The sequence below is a fragment of the Bacillus cereus group sp. MYBK216-1 genome, assembly GCF_051916495.1.
Classification (GTDB): domain Bacteria; phylum Bacillota; class Bacilli; order Bacillales; family Bacillaceae_G; genus Bacillus_A; species Bacillus_A thuringiensis_K.
The window spans coordinates 386006-402513 of the sequence record NZ_JBQAGT010000002.1 but is presented as its reverse complement, the minus strand read 5'-3'; the positions used below and the strand labels follow the sequence as shown (position 1 = coordinate 402513).

Below are 16508 nucleotides of genomic sequence, written 5' to 3'. Positions count from 1 at the left end.
TCCCTACCTTTCTAACTTGGGTACATTATACAAGGCAAAAAAGAAAAAAACCAGCATAAAAGCTGGTTAAAAGTCGAAATAATTTCTTTTTAATAGACGTGGTCTTCCCATTAATTCTTCATATGTTAGTTGTTTTGGTAAATCTTTCGTGTAAATTAAGAATAATTGATCTTCAATTTCTTTTACTGTATGGTCTGATTGATAGTCCATCCCGCACGAGGAACAAGAAATACATGGTGTCTCTTGGATTTCAATGGCTTTCGTACCATCTGGTAATTCCCAATATACAGTATTCAAGCTTTCTTTCGCTTCTGTACTGTCACACCACATACAATTCATACTGCATCACCCTCAGTTTTTTTGTCGTTTTCTTCTAATTTAGCCATTTGTGCTTGATATTTTTTATCTTTTAATTGATCGCGCTTATCACGTTTATCTTTTAAAGATGCATGAGTATCATTATCTTCGTAGTCTTTACGACGGTTCATACGCTGTAAGTCGTCTGGAACGAGGTTAAATTTCTTATCGCTCATAAGACCTGCGATACCAACATCTGAACGTTTTTCTTCGTAGTTCGGATAAATCTCTTTAAAGTATCCTTCCGCTCTTCCTGGAATATAGCTCTCTGGCTCTGGATACGTCGTAATAACACCTTCAAAGTTACGAAGTACAACTTTATCTGCACTTTGTGAGATTAAATAGTTTGGTTGAAGTGCAATTTTACCGCCTCCACCTGGCGCATCAACAACGAATGTCGGAACAGCATAACCAGATGTGTGTCCACGTAAACCTTCAATAATTTCAAGACCTTTAGATACTGGTGCACGGAAGTGACCGATACCTTCAGATAAGTCACATTGATAAATGTAGTATGGACGTACACGGATTTTTACTAAGTCATGCATAAGTTTTTTCATAATTGGAACGCTGTCGTTAATACCAGCTAAAATTACTGCTTGGTTTCCGACTGGAACACCAGCATTCGCTAACATTTCACATGCCTTTTTCGATTCTTCAGTAATTTCAATAGATGTATTGAAATGTGTATTTAACCATACTGGATGGTATTTTTTAATAATGTTACATAAATTTTCTGTAATACGTTGTGGGAATACTACTGGTGCTCTCGTTCCGATACGAATAATCTCAACATGCGGAATCTCTCTTAAATTTTTTAATACATATTCTAAAATTTTATCGTTAATTAGAAGTCCGTCACCACCTGAGATTAATACATCTCGTACTTGTGGCGTTTCACGAATATAAGTAATTGCATCATCTAATTGTTTCTTCGGTACACCCATTCCAATTTGTCCACTAAAACGACGGCGTGTACAGTAACGACAATACATAGAACATTGATTTGTTACCAGGAATAGTACACGGTCTGGATAACGATGTGTTAGCCCTGGAACTGGTGAATCTTCATCTTCGTGAAGTGGATCTTCTAAATCATATTTTGTTTTATATAACTCTTCCGAAATCGGTACTGATTGCATCCGAATCGGACAGCGTGGATCATCAGGATTCATTAGCCAAGCATAGTATGGTGTAATGTTTAACGGGATCGTTTTCGTTGAAATTTTAACGCCCTCTTCTTCTTCAGGTGTTAAGTTAATCACTTTTCTTAAGTCATCTAACGTTTTGATCGTATTCGTTAATTGCCAAACCCAATCATTCCATTGCTCTTCAGTAACATCTTTCCATAATTCGATATCCTTCCAGTGACGATTTGGTTTGTATACATCATGTAACATTGCTATTCCCCCTTTTTATACGCTCATTCTTTATATAAGCAATAGTTATGCCAACTTTACATTGTTGATAAGTAATTGTGCGGAGAACCCTATTACATAAGCGAAAAAATATTTTTAAGCGTTGTATGAAATCAATACTTAACATCATATTCATTACTATTTATATATGTAAACGCTCTTTTATTCGTGCAAACACATAAAAACCGCCGATTATTCGGCGGTTTTGTCGTACTTGCTCAGTTTATATTGAAGCGTTTGACGAGGGATACCCAACATTTTTGCGGCTTGTAATATATTCCCTTCCGTTTCAATCAACGCTTGATCTATCAATTCTTTTTCTGTTTGATGAAGTGCTTCTCTAAGTGGCATTATACCCTTCTTCTTCGAAAACGTCTCTTTCCGAAATATACGTGGTAAACAATTGGCTGTTAATGTATTTCCTTCTGCAATAATAACAGCATGTTCAATCGTATGTTTTAACTCCCGGACATTTCCAGGCCACTGATAAGCTTGCAGTCTATCTTTCGCTTCCTCATCAATTTGAAGTACACCTTTTTTATAACTTTTATTATATTCTTTCAAAAAATAAGATGCTAATAATAGTACATCCTCAGTTCTTTCACGAAGCGGTGGGATATATAATGAAAATACGTTTAAGCGATAATATAAATCCGTGCGAATTTTATTCTCTCGTAAACATATTTCTGGAGGCTGGTTCATCGCGGTAATAACACGAACATCTACTTTTCTCGTCTTATTATCACCAATTCTTCTAATGACTCCATCTTCTAACACTCGTAACATTTTTGCCTGCAAATCAAGAGGCATTGAATTCAGTTCATCTAAAAATAATGTACCACCATCAACCAGTTCAAATAGCCCAGCTCTTTCAATCGCTCCTGTATAGCTTCCTTTTGTCGTTCCAAACAATAAACTTTCTAGTAGCGACTCTGGTAAAGCTGCACAGTTTTGTGCAATAAATGGCTTATTTTTTCTTTTAGAAGCTTCATGAATTGCTTGTACGAACAGTTCTTTTCCTGTTCCTGTTTCACCATATATTAAAACATTCGCGTCTGTTGGTGCTACTTTTTGTGCTAACTCTTTCGTCTGTTTAAACCGCGTATCATTTGTCACTATCGTCTCAAATGCAGCGTGCTTTTTAATCACTTTTTTTCTAGATGATCGCTTTATTTTCGACTGTAAATCAACAATTGTGTCAGTAAGTTTTTGAATTGTAGAGTAATCCTTTGCAATTTCAACAGCCCCAGCAATATTCCCATCTATAAAAATAGGTAATGTCGTATTTACTGTACAAACATCTTCACCATTTAAATTTTGATAATGCTGTACTTGATGTACGATAGGTTTTTTTGTATCTAGTACTTTCATCAATGTACTCGTTTCCCTTGATAAAGACGGGAACGCTTCTAACAGATGTTTCCCTAACACTTTTTCAATCTTCGATCCATCGTGTTTTGCAGCTACAGAATTATAAAATATTGTAATTCCATTCTCATCTACAGCGTGTATAGCCTCATCAATACTGCCCAAAATCGCTTCAATGACTTCTTGTGTCGAAACTGCTAGCAATGTCATCCCCCCTCTTGCCGAAAATCCGGCAATTATATGCCGAATTTTCGGCATACCTATGTGCGATTGTAAGCATGACGATTCCGTTCTATAATTTTGATCAATTTTATATTTTCATTAGATAACTCGAGACTCTAATTAGTACGGCTTTTCGAACACCCAGCTCCACCTAACTGTTTTGCTTTACAGCTAAATTTTGAGGCGAAATTTTTACTGCTTTCGAATAGCTAGATAGATTTTTCACCCATATATTCATATCTTCCAACTTATCGAAAATGTAACAATTATTCGCCAGTCTTCCTGTATACGTATAGCCTAACTGATGAAAGGCAGCATTCATTCCGAAAGAAAGCGATCGAGCAATTGTATAGGAGCAGAAAATAGATCTTTCTCGAAGCTCTTCCTCTAATTTAATTAGTAAACTTTTCATAAATCCATGTTTACGATATTCAGGTAAAGTAGCACAATTTGTTAATTCTGCATTCCCTTCCTTTATGTTCATTTCTGCAGATGCTGTACTAATAATTTTCCCCTCAAATTCATATACGTAGTAAATTGTATCATCTTCTTTCATCGTCTGTAATACATAACTCGCTTCATTTAAAGGTGTCGGATACACTTCAAACACTTTTCCGAATACAATTGCTAATTCTTCTGCATCTTCTTCAGTCGCTTTTCTCAGCAAAAATTTCTCTGGAACTACTTTTTCTTTTATTTCTTTCCCTTTTACACCGCTTAATATAGTATCTTCCTCAGTCCAATGCATACTATTTCGTCTTTCATCATTATTATATTTCACAAAAAAGTATGCATCGTGTCCTTGAAAATAATGAGGTATCGTTGCTTCCAACAAAAAACCGAAAGAGAGCCATGTTGAAACATGCTCTCCCTTTCCTTTAATAATACATTTAGTGAAAGAATGTTTCTCTGCTAGTTCGTCAATTGTCTGTATAATACTTTCAACATTTCCTGTATAGTGATCTACCCGGATACGTTTATTAAAATAATCTAAAACACCTTCTACTGTATAACAATTCGTCTGTTCTCTAAAAGATTCATAGTATTTCATTTTTTCACCTCACACCAATCTAGTAATGTACATGCAATAATTTTTGCGGCAGCTATCATTTTATCAACTTCTATATATTCGTTTGGATAGTGTGCTACTTTCGTCTCTCCTGGACCAAATACTATTGTTGGTACGTTTGCAATTTGTGTAAATAAACCTCCATCAGTCCCCCACGGAGATGCTTCAATAATTGGTTCGTTCCCTTCGATTTCAACAAAGTTGTGATGAAGTGTCGTAATGAGTTCATGATTCTCTTCTAGTTCACCAGGAACCCATCTCGCTCCAAACCATTCTACTTCTACTGGATTTTCAACAAACCAATTGTCCACATCATTTAATTCAGCAATCCAATTCTCAAACTCTTCTTTTGCCGCCTCTATAGTCTCATTCGGCGCAACACCGCATCTTCCTTCTAAAATTAATTCATCGGGAACAGAACTTGGCCAACTCCCTCCTTCAATTTTCCCAATGTTAATTGGAATCGGAATCGGAATTCCTTTAAATAACGGATCTGTAATTCGACTATTTCTTTTCTCCTCTAGCTTTCTTACATGTTCTATAACAAACATACTTTTTTCAATTGCACTAACCCCTTCATAGCGCGTTCCACCGTGTGCAGCTTTCCCTTTTACACGTAGACGAAACCACATGGAACCTTGTTGTTTCGGGAAAAACTTCATATTAGTAGGCTCTGGAATAATGACACCATCTGCCTTATATCCTCGTAATATAGTTGCTAATGTCCCAGCTCCGCCACTTTCCTCTTCTATTACACTTTGAAAATAGATGTCTCCTTTTAATTCAATGTTAGATTCAATAATCGCTTCCATCGCAAGCATAAGTGCGACATTTCCGCCTTTCATATCCGTCGTTCCACGGCCATATATACGATTTCCTATTTTCTCACCGCTATAAGGATGATGTTCCCACTGATTCACATCCCCTTCTGGAACTACATCAATATGCCCATTTAATATCATAGATTTCCCGTCGCCACTTCCTTTTAAAGTTGCTACAATATTTGGGCTATCTGAAAAACTTGTACGGGGTGATACAAAATAAGGATGATCTTTCATTTTAGAAAAAGAAGGCTCCCATATATCAAGGTCTAAACCTAATTCACGTAATTTTTCAATCACAATTGCCTGCGCTCCGCTTTCATCACCAGATACGCTCTTTTCTTGAATTAATCGTTTTAAAAATTTCACACTTTCCTCTTCATGGCTCTCAATATAATCACAAACTTGCTTTTTTAATTGCTCCATATATTACATCTCCCTTCATTCAATTACTAGTAAGTTAGAACTAATTTGAAAATCAGCTTCTGTATGTCGTTTTACATCTTCTACTGTGTATGGGCTCATTAATTCTAGTAATATAAGTCCACTCGGAGTTACCTCCATGACTGCCATATCAGTAATAATTAAATCTACACATTTCTTTGAAGTTAATGGCAATGTACACTCTGAAACAATTTTTGCATTTCCGTACTTATCAACATGATTCATCACAACAACGACCCGCTTCGCTTTTTGTGCTAAATCCATTGCTCCACCAAGACCTGGAACACGTTTTCCAGGTACAATCCAGTTTGCTAAATCACCATTTTCACTTACTTGTAATGAACCAAGAATCGTTATGTCTAGCAAACCTTTTCGAATCATACCAAACGCTGTGCAACTATCGAAATAACTCGCTCCTGTTATAAGAGAAGTTGGTAAACCTGCTGCGTTACACAAATTTTCGTCTTCATTCCCTTTACTTGGCGTTGGTCCCATGCCGACGATTCCATTTTCCGCATGAAACATAACATTTATATCGTCAGGCAAATGATTTGGTACAAGCGATGGTATGCCAATACCTAAATTTACAATCATGCCATTTTGTATTTCTTTCGCCGCTCGCCTAGCAATCTTATCCCTCACTTCTACGCCCATACCCATTTCCAGTTCACTCCTTCCGACGGTACAATATAATTTACGAAAACACCTGGAACGACAATTTCCTCTGGATCTAAACTTCCAAGCGGAACTATTTCTTCTGCTTCTACAATTGTTATATCCCCAGCCATAGCTACGTGAGGATTCATATTTCGTGCACTTTTGTCAAATACAAGGTTACCAAACGGATCTGCCTTTTTCGCATATACAATTGAAACTTCAGCAGTTAACGCTGTTTCAACTAAGTAGGTCTTACCATCCATTTCAACTGTTCGTTTTCCCTCTTCCACAATCGTATCAACACCAACATCAACTAAAACACCACCAAGACCAACGCCACCAGCGCGAATGCGCTCTGCTAATGTTCCCTGCGGAGAAAACTCAATTTGTAATCTTCCCTCGTTTAGTTGCCTTCCTGCATTTGGATTGGAGCCAATGTGAGAAGTAATTAGTGATTTAACTCTTTCATTTGTAACAAGACGACCGATACCTACATCAGGAAATCCAGTGTCATTTCCAACCAAATTTAAATTTGTAATGCCTTTTTCTAAAATTGCCTGTATTAAAGATGGAGGGGATCCAATCCCTCCAAATCCCCCAAACATTAATGTCATATCATCATGGAACAAAGAAATTACTTCCTCAATTTCTTTTAATTTACCGAATGTATTTGTAATAGTTGTCATGCGATACTATGCCCTCCTTTTTGCATCATCTCTTCCACACTTTTAGAGAAAATTGAAAGTAATTCATCTAACTCGGAATATGTAGTTGTCATTGGCGGTGCTACAAGCAGTGCACTATCTTCTTTTCCTGCTTGCCCTGAAACGGCTTGGTATAAAAGTAGCCCATTTTTAGCTGCAACTGAAATAAGCTCTGACGCTTTTGTAAACGGTTGCAATTCTACTCCGATTAGCAACCCTTTTCCGCGCACATCAGCAATGATTGTCGATTGTTGCTGAACTTTCTGTAAGCCTTTTATTAAATACTCTCCCTTTTCTGCTGTTTTTTCAGGGAGATTATGTTTCTCCATATATTCAATAACAGCTAAAGCCGTTGCTGCAGACAAGGGATTTGCACTTAACGTATGACCGCTCATTACTGAACGTGATCCACGTAATATTGGTTCCATAACACGATCACTTACAACTGTCGCTGCCATCGGTGTATATCCCGCTCCTAACCCTTTACCAAGTGTCATAATATCCGGCTCTACACCCCAATGCTCCATCGCAAACCATGCTCCAGTACGACCAAGCCCAGTCATTACTTCATCCGCAATAAATAAAATATCGTAATGATTACAAATATCTTTAATGACTTTATAATAGTCCTTCGGCGGAACAACCGCGCCTCCAGCTGCTCCGATAATCGGCTCAGCAATAAAAGCAGCAATATGCTCTGCACCAATTCTTTCAATTGATCTTTCTAGTTCAGTCGCACATGCCAGCTGACAAGTTGGATATACCTTTTGAACAGGACATCTGAAACAATATGGAGCTGGTATAGTCGGATAGTCTTCCAAAATAGATACAAAACGTTGTCTACGTAGTGGGTGACCAGACATCGATAAAGCACCCATCGTAATGCCGTGATAACTCATCCATCTTGATAAAATTTTATGTTTCCCTTGAATACCTCGCTCTTGAAAATGCTGAATTGCAATTTTCATAGCTGTTTCATTCGCTTCCGTACCACTATTTACAAAAAAACTCCAGTTCAAATCTCCTACACTTAAATCACTTAACTTCTTCGCTAATTTTTCAGCTGGTTCACTCGTAAACTGTGATCTATAAACGAAAGCAATCTCCTCAGCTTGCTTTTTAATAACGTCTGCAATCTCCTTTACGCCATGCCCAATACCTGCCGTAATTGCTCCTGACGAACCATCAAAATATTTATTGCCATTTTGATCATACAAATAAACACCTTTTCCATGTGAAATCATTGGATACGGCTGACCAACAAGTGGTTTAATTAAGTAATCGCGCATAGCGCTCCCCCATTTCTCCAATTTGTATATATATATGAAGAAAATTGACGTTTCTTTCATAAAAAAGAATCCTCTGCAAAAGCAGTGAATTTATCAAAAAACTATTATAAAATATACAAATGAGTGCTTAAAAATATTTATAAAACAGAAAATTCAGAACTCTAAACGAAGACCAATCCTTTTCTATACGCCCAAATAACCCTCCCTTTTATATGAAATGACTACATCACCAAATGTTTTTATAGCATAATGTCAGCTGTCCTTAAATGCCGACATTCTGTACACTTCGACGGAACTCCCGTTAAACTCCTTCCTATTATCCTACTTTAAATTGCATATTTTAAAACAAATTTCGACACCCCACCTTACTAATCAATTCAAATTCCTATTTATTATGTAAACTTTTCATTTTTAAACTATAAAAAAAGAACCGATTAACCACACTAATCAGTTCGTCATGACGCTCTCTTATGGGTTAATACTGTCAATTGCTAAAATAAATAGAAAAATGAAGTTTACAAATTCATCCTACAGCTTATAACACAAAATCTTTTCATAACTTCATTCACAATTACTATCGGGATATCCCTATCCCGAAGTGGCACTCCTTTTCTCAGATTTAAATTATCTTTCCTTTATAATTTATGTAGGACAATTATCACTTTGTATGTGTATTTGCCTATAATTAAAAAAATCCCTAGTTTTCTAGCGATTTTTGGACATGTATTCTATATGTTAATTGAAATACACTTACAATTTGGCATTTATTTTACTTTCATACAGTCATATGTACTGCTTTACTCTGCGAAATACTCATAAGCACCAGCACCTCTTTATGACAACATATTTGTTGTCAATTTTTAATTTCCCCTCTATAAAATCATTTTTTTCGCATAACCGCTTTCTTGCTTCGCATATAGTTTTAATGATGACAAAGGAGGAATGTTCATGTCTCAATCTGAAATCGAAAAATATGGACAAGAAGTTACACAATACGAACAGCTCGCACGTTACTATCAGTTTCGTAATCCTAAAAAATATATAGAATTATATATGAAATATTACGATGCACTATCAAAACTTGTACAGGCGTATGAAACAAGAGATTCACAAGAAGCTGCTTTACCTTCACATATAAGAATTTTTCATGCCAATCCAAATATACCGGCTGTTGACATTTTAGTAAACGGACAAAAAGTTATTAAAAATATTTCATTTAAGCAATTCAGCCCTTATTTATCATTAGTACAAGGTAAATACCGTATAGATATTGTTCCTGTCGGAAATGAAACTCCAATCTTTTCAGCGCTGGTACCAATAATGGGAAATCATACTTATACTCTTGCTGCAATAAATAGTGACAATCACCTACAATTACAACCTATACTTGATAATACACATTTACCAGCTGGTCAAGCCAAAATACGCTTTGCACATTTCTCTCCAGATACCCCTGTTGTAAATGTAGATTTAAAAGATGGGGATCATTTATTTGAAAATGTACTCTTTAAACAAATAACAGATTTTTTGCAAGTTAGCCCTGGTACAGCAGATATTGAAATTTCACTCGCAGATAATAAAAACGTTTTACTGACTATACCGAAATTCAATGTTGAACCAAATGTTATTTATACAATTTCAATAGTAGGTTATTCAACTAAAGATCCTAAATTAGAAGCCGTCATACTCACAAATTAAAACAGTCTACACCATTCATTTGGTGTAGACTGTTTATTTTTGAAATGCAATTTGAAATTCTGTCCAATCGTTATCTGATCGACACATAATGGACCCATTATGTTTTTCCACAATTTGTTTACATACAAATAATCCAATACCAGTTCCTAACTTTTTAGTAGTTACAAATGGTTCAAAAATCGTTTCTACATTTTCAGCTGGAATCATTGGTCCATTATTTTTTATCACAATTCGAATAGCTTGATCTTCTTCAAATACATCGATGATAATTTTTCGTTCTTCTTTCATTGATTCAAGAGCATCAATTGAATTCATTAATATGTTTAAAAATACTTGTCTCACTTCACTTCGATAACCAACAAGCGGAATTGGATACGGTAAGTTCTTTTCAATCAAAACATTCGCATTGACCAAACTCGGATATAAGAATTGTATAATGTCTTGAAACAAGTCATTAAGCCAAAACCGTTCCGATTCATTCCACATTTCTTTTTTCGATACGAGTAAAAATTGCGAAATACGAAAATTTAATTGGTCTAATTCATGCGAAATAATATCTAAATACGATAAACTCGGATGATCTGCCTTTAATAATTTGACAAACCCCATAATGGAAGTAAGCGGATTACGAAATTCATGTACAAAACTAGCTGACATTTGTCCTAAAATCGTCAGTCTTTCTTTATGTGTTTCGTTAATATATTGCTGTTTTTCCTCTAAATTCTTCGATATAATTTCCGAGTATTTTAAAACGGTATAATAAATTAATTTGTCAAAACAAGTATGTATTTTTGCCATAATTGGTTTCAATTCACGAGCACTAACATCTAATTCACACATCGCTTCGAAAAGTTCATTTCTTCCCACGTTTGCGTTATAAACAAAATCTCCAATATTCGCATCTGCTCCAGCACGTTCAATAGCAATTTTCTCGCATAACGGTTGAAGATAATTTATATCTTTATCTTCCATAGTAAGTTCGATAATTAACTCTAGTAAATCCTCTCCATTTTGAACTACTTCTAGTTTAAATGGATCTTTTTCGGAAATTATCATTTTGTTTTTCCAGTTCTCTACGAATTGGTGCCTATTGTTTTTCAAGTGTGAACAAAATATTTCTTTAATATCCTTATCGATTGGAAAAACCTCCATTCCCTCCATTTCCATACGACGAATACCCTTTATATTTTGAATATTAACACAAAAAATAAGATTCGTTAATAGATTTTTGTCACATTTTGTTAATTTCTGTTGATAAAATTATTTTTTTCTTTCTTATTTAACTAATTGTATGTAAATCCCCTTTTTCCTTCACATATTTTCATTATTTCCTTAGTCAAAACGACTTTTTTTTGCATCATTTTTAATTCTTGCGTACAATAGAAAATGAAAGGTGTGAAAAATATGGTAAATAAAAATGTGGAAGATTATCTCCAAGAAGGCATTTACGGCCAAAAGCAAAACAAACCAGAAGAACGTAATATGTATTTAACTACATTACGTGAGCGTGTGGAAATCGCTTTAACGATCGGTCAAGTAATGCAAAGTAATGTATACTCTGAAGTGGCGGGTAGCATGCGCTCTTCTCAATCATTACAACTCCTCCTAAATGGTGGCATTGCTTACCCACATTTATCAAAATACATTAAATTAGCAAACGAAAAAAATGTTCCTTTTACAATTGTTCAAAATAAAGATACAAAAACACCAATCGGTTTAGTATTAACTCATGCTACTGCTGTAGATAAAGAACAAATTTATGTAGAAGATACTATTTTCAAACAAGAAATGAAGTAAAAGTTACACTTAATTAAATAGTTACTAGAAGCGTAAAAAACGAGTATGGAATCGTAAACATTTCCTACTCGTTTTTTAGCGCAAGTTTTAAGTTTTTCTACTCTATTTTTTAATACATACTAATTTCATTTCTGTCATTTCTTCTATTGCATATTTAATTCCTTCGCGCCCCGTGCCACTTTCTTTCACGCCACCATAAGGCATATGATCTACTCTGAACGTTGGAATATCATTAATCATGACACCACCAACCTCTAGCTCATCAATTGCACGCATTGCTTTAAATAAATTATTTGTAAATACCCCTGCCTGTAAGCCGTAACGCGAATTATTTACTTGCTCAATCGCTTCATCAAATTCTTTAAATGTATTTACTGTCATGAGTGGACCGAATACTTCTTGGCACTGCACAGATACATGATCTGGAACATTTGTTAATACAGTTGGTTCAAAAATTCTTGCATCCTGCTTTTTACCACCGCATAAAACAGTTGCTCCTTCCTTAATTGCTTCTTGAACCCACATATCAATTCGCTCTACATCTTTTTTTGAAATTAAAGCTGATACATCCGTTTCCTCAAGCAGTGGATCACCAACAACAACTGATTCCATCGCTTTCTTTAGCTTCGAAAGAAATTCATGTATTTTCGTTTCATGTACAAAAACACGTTGTACGGAAATACAAACTTGCCCATTATTAACAAATGCTCCCCATTTTACACGTTCAATTATTTCATCTGTTAACTCTACATCTTCATCAATAATAACAGCAGCATTTGAGCCTAGTTCTAACGTAACTCGTTTTAGCCCAGCCTTTTGTTTTATTCCGATTCCAACTTTTGGACTTCCGGTAAAAGTAATAGAAGCAACATAATCATTTTTGACGATTGCCTCACCAACCGTGGAGCCAGGGCCAGAAATGATATTTAAAGCTCCATTTGGCAATCCTGCCTCTTTAAATAACTCAACTAATGCATAAGATGATAATGGCGTTTGATCAGCTGGCTTTAATACAACTGTATTTCCGGCAGCAATTGCTGGTCCAACTTTATGCGCTACTAAATTTAATGGGAAATTAAATGGTGTAATAGCCCCTATAACCCCAATCGGCTTTCGGATTGTATATGCAATACGCCCATTCGCACCAGGTGCGGCGTCTAATGGCAATGTTTCACCATATATACGCTTCGCTTCTTCAGCTGCAAATTTGTACGTTTGAACAGTACGATCTACTTCTCCCCTTGCAGCACGTATTGGTTTGGCAGCTTCTTTTGCAATAATCTCTGCAAATTCTTCTCTTCTTTCATCCATTTTTTGTGCAACTTTCTCTAAAATAGTCGCACGATCATATGCAGATAATTTATTCATTTTTGTCATTGCATTTTTTGCAGCAGTAACAGCCTCTTTTACATCTTCTTCCGTTCCTTGTGCAATTTCCGCTAATGTTTCTTCAGAATATGGTGCGTATAATGGTTTATACGTGTTTACAGTTTTCCAATCTCCATTTATATATAAATGCTTTTTCATACTTCTTCTCCTTCCAAATATATGTATACAACAATATTTCACCTAGTGAAAGAACTGACTTATTTCATTGTATCATAGCCCCTATCCCTCAAAAAACATTATGCTCAAAAAAACTCTGCTATATAGCAGAGTTTACGAGCTAATTTGCTCTTGTAACGAAATTTGTTTTTCATCTTCTAAAATAACAATCGATTCTACTATCTTTGTAACTTCTAATCTTTTTATATATCGTCCATCTAATTCTTTCACACAAAACTTATAATTTTCAATTTCAATGGAATCTTCTTCAGCAATCTCTATATTCTTCGTTAAAATCCAACCACCGATTGTATCAACACCATCATCATCAATCCCTAAACCAAATAACGTATTCACTTCACTAACAAGTACTTTTCCCTCTAGTATCGTCTTCGTTTCACTAACCTTTTGAATTTCTGGCTGCTCATCCGTATCAAACTCATCCTGAATATCTCCAACAATTTCTTCCAGAATATCTTCAACAGTAACAAGTCCAGATGTTCCACCATATTCATCTATCAATATAGCAATATGTGTTCTTTCTTTTTGCATTTTTAAAAACAAATCATGAATTGGAATAGAATCGATAACTAAAATAATTGGTCTCATATATTGCTCTACTGTCTTCTTATTAGCAGCTTTATGTTGTACAAATTCAGTAAAAATATCTTTAAAATTCACAAAACCTATTACATGGTCTTTGTCGCCATCAACAACTGGATACCTTGTATATTTTTCACGAGACATTTTTTGCAAAGCTTCTTCAGCAGGCATCTCTTTACTTATAATATTCATTTCAGTTCGAGGTACCATTATTTCTTTTGCAATCCGATCATCAAATTCAAAAATTTTATTCACATATTTATATTCAGATTGATTAATCTCACCATTTTTATAACTTTCTGAAACTAACAACCGTAATTCTTCTTCTGAATGTACCTCATCATGCCCCTTCGGCGGTTTCAGCCCTAGCAGCTTCGTAATGATTCGAGCTGAACCATTTAATAGCCAAATGAATGGGAATGCAATACGATAAAAGAAAATTAACGGCTTAGAAACAAGTAAACTCACCTGTTCAGATTTTTGAATTGCAAATGTTTTTGGGGCCAATTCCCCTATTACAACATGTAAAAAAGTAATTAACAAAAACACTAAAATTACAGCAAAAATGTCTGCTAGTTGAGTAGAGATATTCCAATTTGCAAAAAGCGTATCAAACATTTGCTTTAACGCAGGTTTACCAAACCACCCAATTCCTAAAGCTGTAACAGTAATTCCCAGCTGACAAGCAGATAGATATTCGTCTAAGTTTGTAATGACTGTTTTGACCGATGTTGCACGATTATTTCCTTCTGCAATTAAATAGTCAATTCGTGAACTTCTCACTTTAACAATTGCAAATTCTGCTGCAACGAAAAATGCCGTTAAGGCAATTAAAACAATCACTATACTTATACTATATATGTCCAAATACTTTTCCTTACTTACATTGTAAGCAAGGAAGCCACCTCCTACTTAATTTTATTCAAGTGAAGTAAGCATTCTAATACTCTAACAAAATTCTACATTAGCAACCACCTTTTTATATATTATATGCATACATAAAAAAGATATTTATCATTATGATAATCTAATTCATTTACACTCGTCAAATTATTCTAAATGCTACGATAAGACATTTTTATTTAAACGAACTATTCTTCTTAACTCAATTTCGTGAAAAAACACTTTCTTTGCCGATTCCACACTTCTTTTGTCGCACTAGAAGGGAACTTACTTTATAGCTCGAAATCATTCAACAGGATATATATAGGAGGGATTATTTTGGAATATAAAACACCATTTATCGCAAAGAAATTAGGTGTTAGCCCAAAGGCTGTTGTTCGGATCGCGCAACAATTAAATCTTACGATAGAGAAAAACAAATATGGCCACTTTATTTTCACACAAGAGGATGTCGATCAAATGTTAGAACACCATCGATTTCAAATAGAGCAATCTCAAAATTCTCAATCTACTCAAAAAGCTTCCTCAGATGAGGTTAAGGAATTAAAAACTCAAGTTAATACAATTGTTCAAAACATATCATCGAATGATTTTGAGCAATTAACTAATCAATTAAACACTATTACGAGAAGACTTGATCGAATGGAAGAACAAATGCAAGATAAGGCAAATGATGTCGTCACGTACCAACTTTTACAACACCGTCGTGAAATGGAGGAAATGTTAGAGCGAATTCAAAAGTTAGAAGCTGCCCTAACGAAAGAAGAACCCATTTATATTACTCCTGATTCAAAACCAACATATGAACGAGAAAAGAAACCGAAGCGCCGCAAAATGATTTTTAGTATATTTGGATTATAATTTTTAGACCCTTATTAAAATAATAAGGGTCTTTTTTAATGAAGAGTTATATCCTATACAAATATTATTCTCTTTATTATACATATTCACTTCGCTTTATTTCGTTAACATAATATTTTTACTGTATTCTGCAATTAATGCCTGTGCATGAGCATTCCCTTGAATCACATCACGAAATTCTTTTAAAGAATACAAATGCGTAACCCCTTTTCGAGCATGAATTCTTACTGGTACACCTTGTAAAGTATCATGAAACTGAAATGGATTATCTATCGGTTCAATTGGAAAACCAAGTGTAAGTAAATACATATACATTCTTTTTGTTACTGCTGCAATGTACCATTCAGCTTTTGTTTCTAACGCATGTATAAATAAAATAGCTGTTAGCCTTTTGAAATGTCCTCTCCCACGAGACGTTTTCGAAATACTTAACTTGCCTATTTCATACACATTCTTCAAATCTTTTACTAAATCATTTTTAGAAAACGGATAGAAAAACTCAGAATTCGATTGCTCAGGTACCGTATACTTAATACATTCTACTGTACCAATAGGATGTTCATCTTCTATTAATAAAAATCGTGATGGATTTAAATTACGTTCTACGAACATTAAGTTTCTTTCTTCACAAAAATCTCCCCATAGTTGTTCGAACCCAAAATGTTCTTCCTTTGTTTGAACACGCTGGAACATATTTAACCGCCTTTCCCATCGCCGCTCTGTTTTTTGATAACGCTTTCACTATCTATCAT

At 34.9% G+C, this 16508-nt stretch carries 15 protein-coding genes; 3 read left to right on the top strand and 12 right to left on the bottom strand.

The features are described 5' to 3' along the window. Positions 1-66: 66 nt before the first annotated feature. The 8 genes from ACTFRH_RS07655 to ACTFRH_RS07620 all read right to left on the bottom strand — a co-directional run bounded on the left by ACTFRH_RS07655 (position 67) and on the right by ACTFRH_RS07620 (position 8349). Complete coding sequence (locus ACTFRH_RS07655) at positions 67-339, bottom strand: YokU family protein (RefSeq protein WP_000995763.1); 273 nt, start codon at positions 337-339, stop codon at positions 67-69. Further along, complete coding sequence (gene ablA / locus ACTFRH_RS07650; protein WP_000902147.1) at positions 336-1757, bottom strand: lysine 2,3-aminomutase; 1422 nt, start codon at positions 1755-1757, stop codon at positions 336-338. The genes ACTFRH_RS07655 and ablA overlap by 4 nt, the downstream gene beginning before the upstream one ends. A 210-nt stretch (positions 1758-1967) precedes the next feature. After that, complete coding sequence (gene rocR / locus ACTFRH_RS07645; RefSeq protein ID WP_080029637.1) at positions 1968-3353, bottom strand: arginine utilization transcriptional regulator RocR; 1386 nt, start codon at positions 3351-3353, stop codon at positions 1968-1970. A gap of 163 nt (positions 3354-3516) precedes the next feature. Beyond that, entirely contained in the window at positions 3517-4416 is a 900-nt protein-coding gene (ablB, locus tag ACTFRH_RS07640) for a putative beta-lysine N-acetyltransferase (RefSeq protein ID WP_131249950.1), read from the bottom strand. Further along, positions 4413-5681 (bottom strand): peptidase, encoded by a 1269-nt coding sequence (locus ACTFRH_RS07635; RefSeq protein ID WP_000436690.1) that lies wholly within the window; start codon positions 5679-5681, stop codon positions 4413-4415. The genes ablB and ACTFRH_RS07635 overlap by 4 nt, the downstream gene beginning before the upstream one ends. A gap of 15 nt (positions 5682-5696) precedes the next feature. Next, positions 5697-6359, bottom strand: coding sequence for a CoA transferase subunit B (locus ACTFRH_RS07630; protein WP_000525288.1), 663 nt, complete (start codon positions 6357-6359; stop codon positions 5697-5699). Further along, a complete protein-coding gene (gene atoD, locus ACTFRH_RS07625; RefSeq protein ID WP_000208101.1) occupies positions 6344-7042 on the bottom strand; it encodes an acetate CoA-transferase subunit alpha in 699 nt (232 codons plus the stop codon). The genes ACTFRH_RS07630 and atoD overlap by 16 nt, the downstream gene beginning before the upstream one ends. Further along, positions 7039-8349 carry an aspartate aminotransferase family protein gene (locus ACTFRH_RS07620; RefSeq protein ID WP_001205879.1) on the bottom strand — a complete coding sequence of 437 codons (1311 nt, stop codon included), beginning with the start codon at positions 8347-8349 and terminating at the stop codon, positions 7039-7041. The genes atoD and ACTFRH_RS07620 overlap by 4 nt, the downstream gene beginning before the upstream one ends. 948 nt (positions 8350-9297) lie before the next feature. Between ACTFRH_RS07620 and ACTFRH_RS07615 the strand changes: the two genes are divergently transcribed. Then, a complete protein-coding gene (locus ACTFRH_RS07615; protein ID WP_000083286.1) occupies positions 9298-10047 on the top strand; it encodes a DUF4397 domain-containing protein in 750 nt (249 codons plus the stop codon). Positions 10048-10080: 33 nt separating this feature from the next. On the opposite strand, the gene ACTFRH_RS07610 is transcribed toward ACTFRH_RS07615, so the two are convergent. After that, complete coding sequence (locus ACTFRH_RS07610; protein ID WP_000425086.1) at positions 10081-11214, bottom strand: BA2291 family sporulation histidine kinase; 1134 nt, start codon at positions 11212-11214, stop codon at positions 10081-10083. 237 nt (positions 11215-11451) lie between these two features. Between ACTFRH_RS07610 and ACTFRH_RS07605 the strand changes: the two genes are divergently transcribed. Beyond that, positions 11452-11844, top strand: coding sequence for a YueI family protein (locus ACTFRH_RS07605; RefSeq protein WP_000247560.1), 393 nt, complete (start codon positions 11452-11454; stop codon positions 11842-11844). A 102-nt stretch (positions 11845-11946) separates the two neighbouring features. Here the strand turns inward: ACTFRH_RS07605 and ACTFRH_RS07600 are convergent, their stop codons facing one another. Together ACTFRH_RS07600 and ACTFRH_RS07595 are read right to left on the bottom strand one after the other, a co-directional pair. After that, the gene (locus ACTFRH_RS07600) at positions 11947-13371 is read right to left on the bottom strand and encodes an aldehyde dehydrogenase family protein (RefSeq protein WP_000716477.1); all 1425 of its coding nucleotides are present in this window, start codon (positions 13369-13371) and stop codon (positions 11947-11949) included. 132 nt (positions 13372-13503) lie between these two features. Beyond that, the gene (locus ACTFRH_RS07595) at positions 13504-14859 is read right to left on the bottom strand and encodes a hemolysin family protein (protein WP_000356249.1); all 1356 of its coding nucleotides are present in this window, start codon (positions 14857-14859) and stop codon (positions 13504-13506) included. Between the two features lie 354 nt (positions 14860-15213). On the opposite strand from ACTFRH_RS07595, the gene racA reads away from it, so the two are divergent. Beyond that, positions 15214-15756: a chromosome-anchoring protein RacA gene (gene racA / locus ACTFRH_RS07590; RefSeq protein ID WP_000456020.1), complete on the top strand. Its 543-nt coding sequence runs from the start codon at positions 15214-15216 to the stop codon at positions 15754-15756. Positions 15757-15852: 96 nt separating this feature from the next. Here the strand turns inward: racA and ACTFRH_RS07585 are convergent, their stop codons facing one another. Then, positions 15853-16449 carry a hypothetical protein gene (locus ACTFRH_RS07585; protein WP_000487795.1) on the bottom strand — a complete coding sequence of 199 codons (597 nt, stop codon included), beginning with the start codon at positions 16447-16449 and terminating at the stop codon, positions 15853-15855. Positions 16450-16508 lie beyond the last annotated feature (59 nt).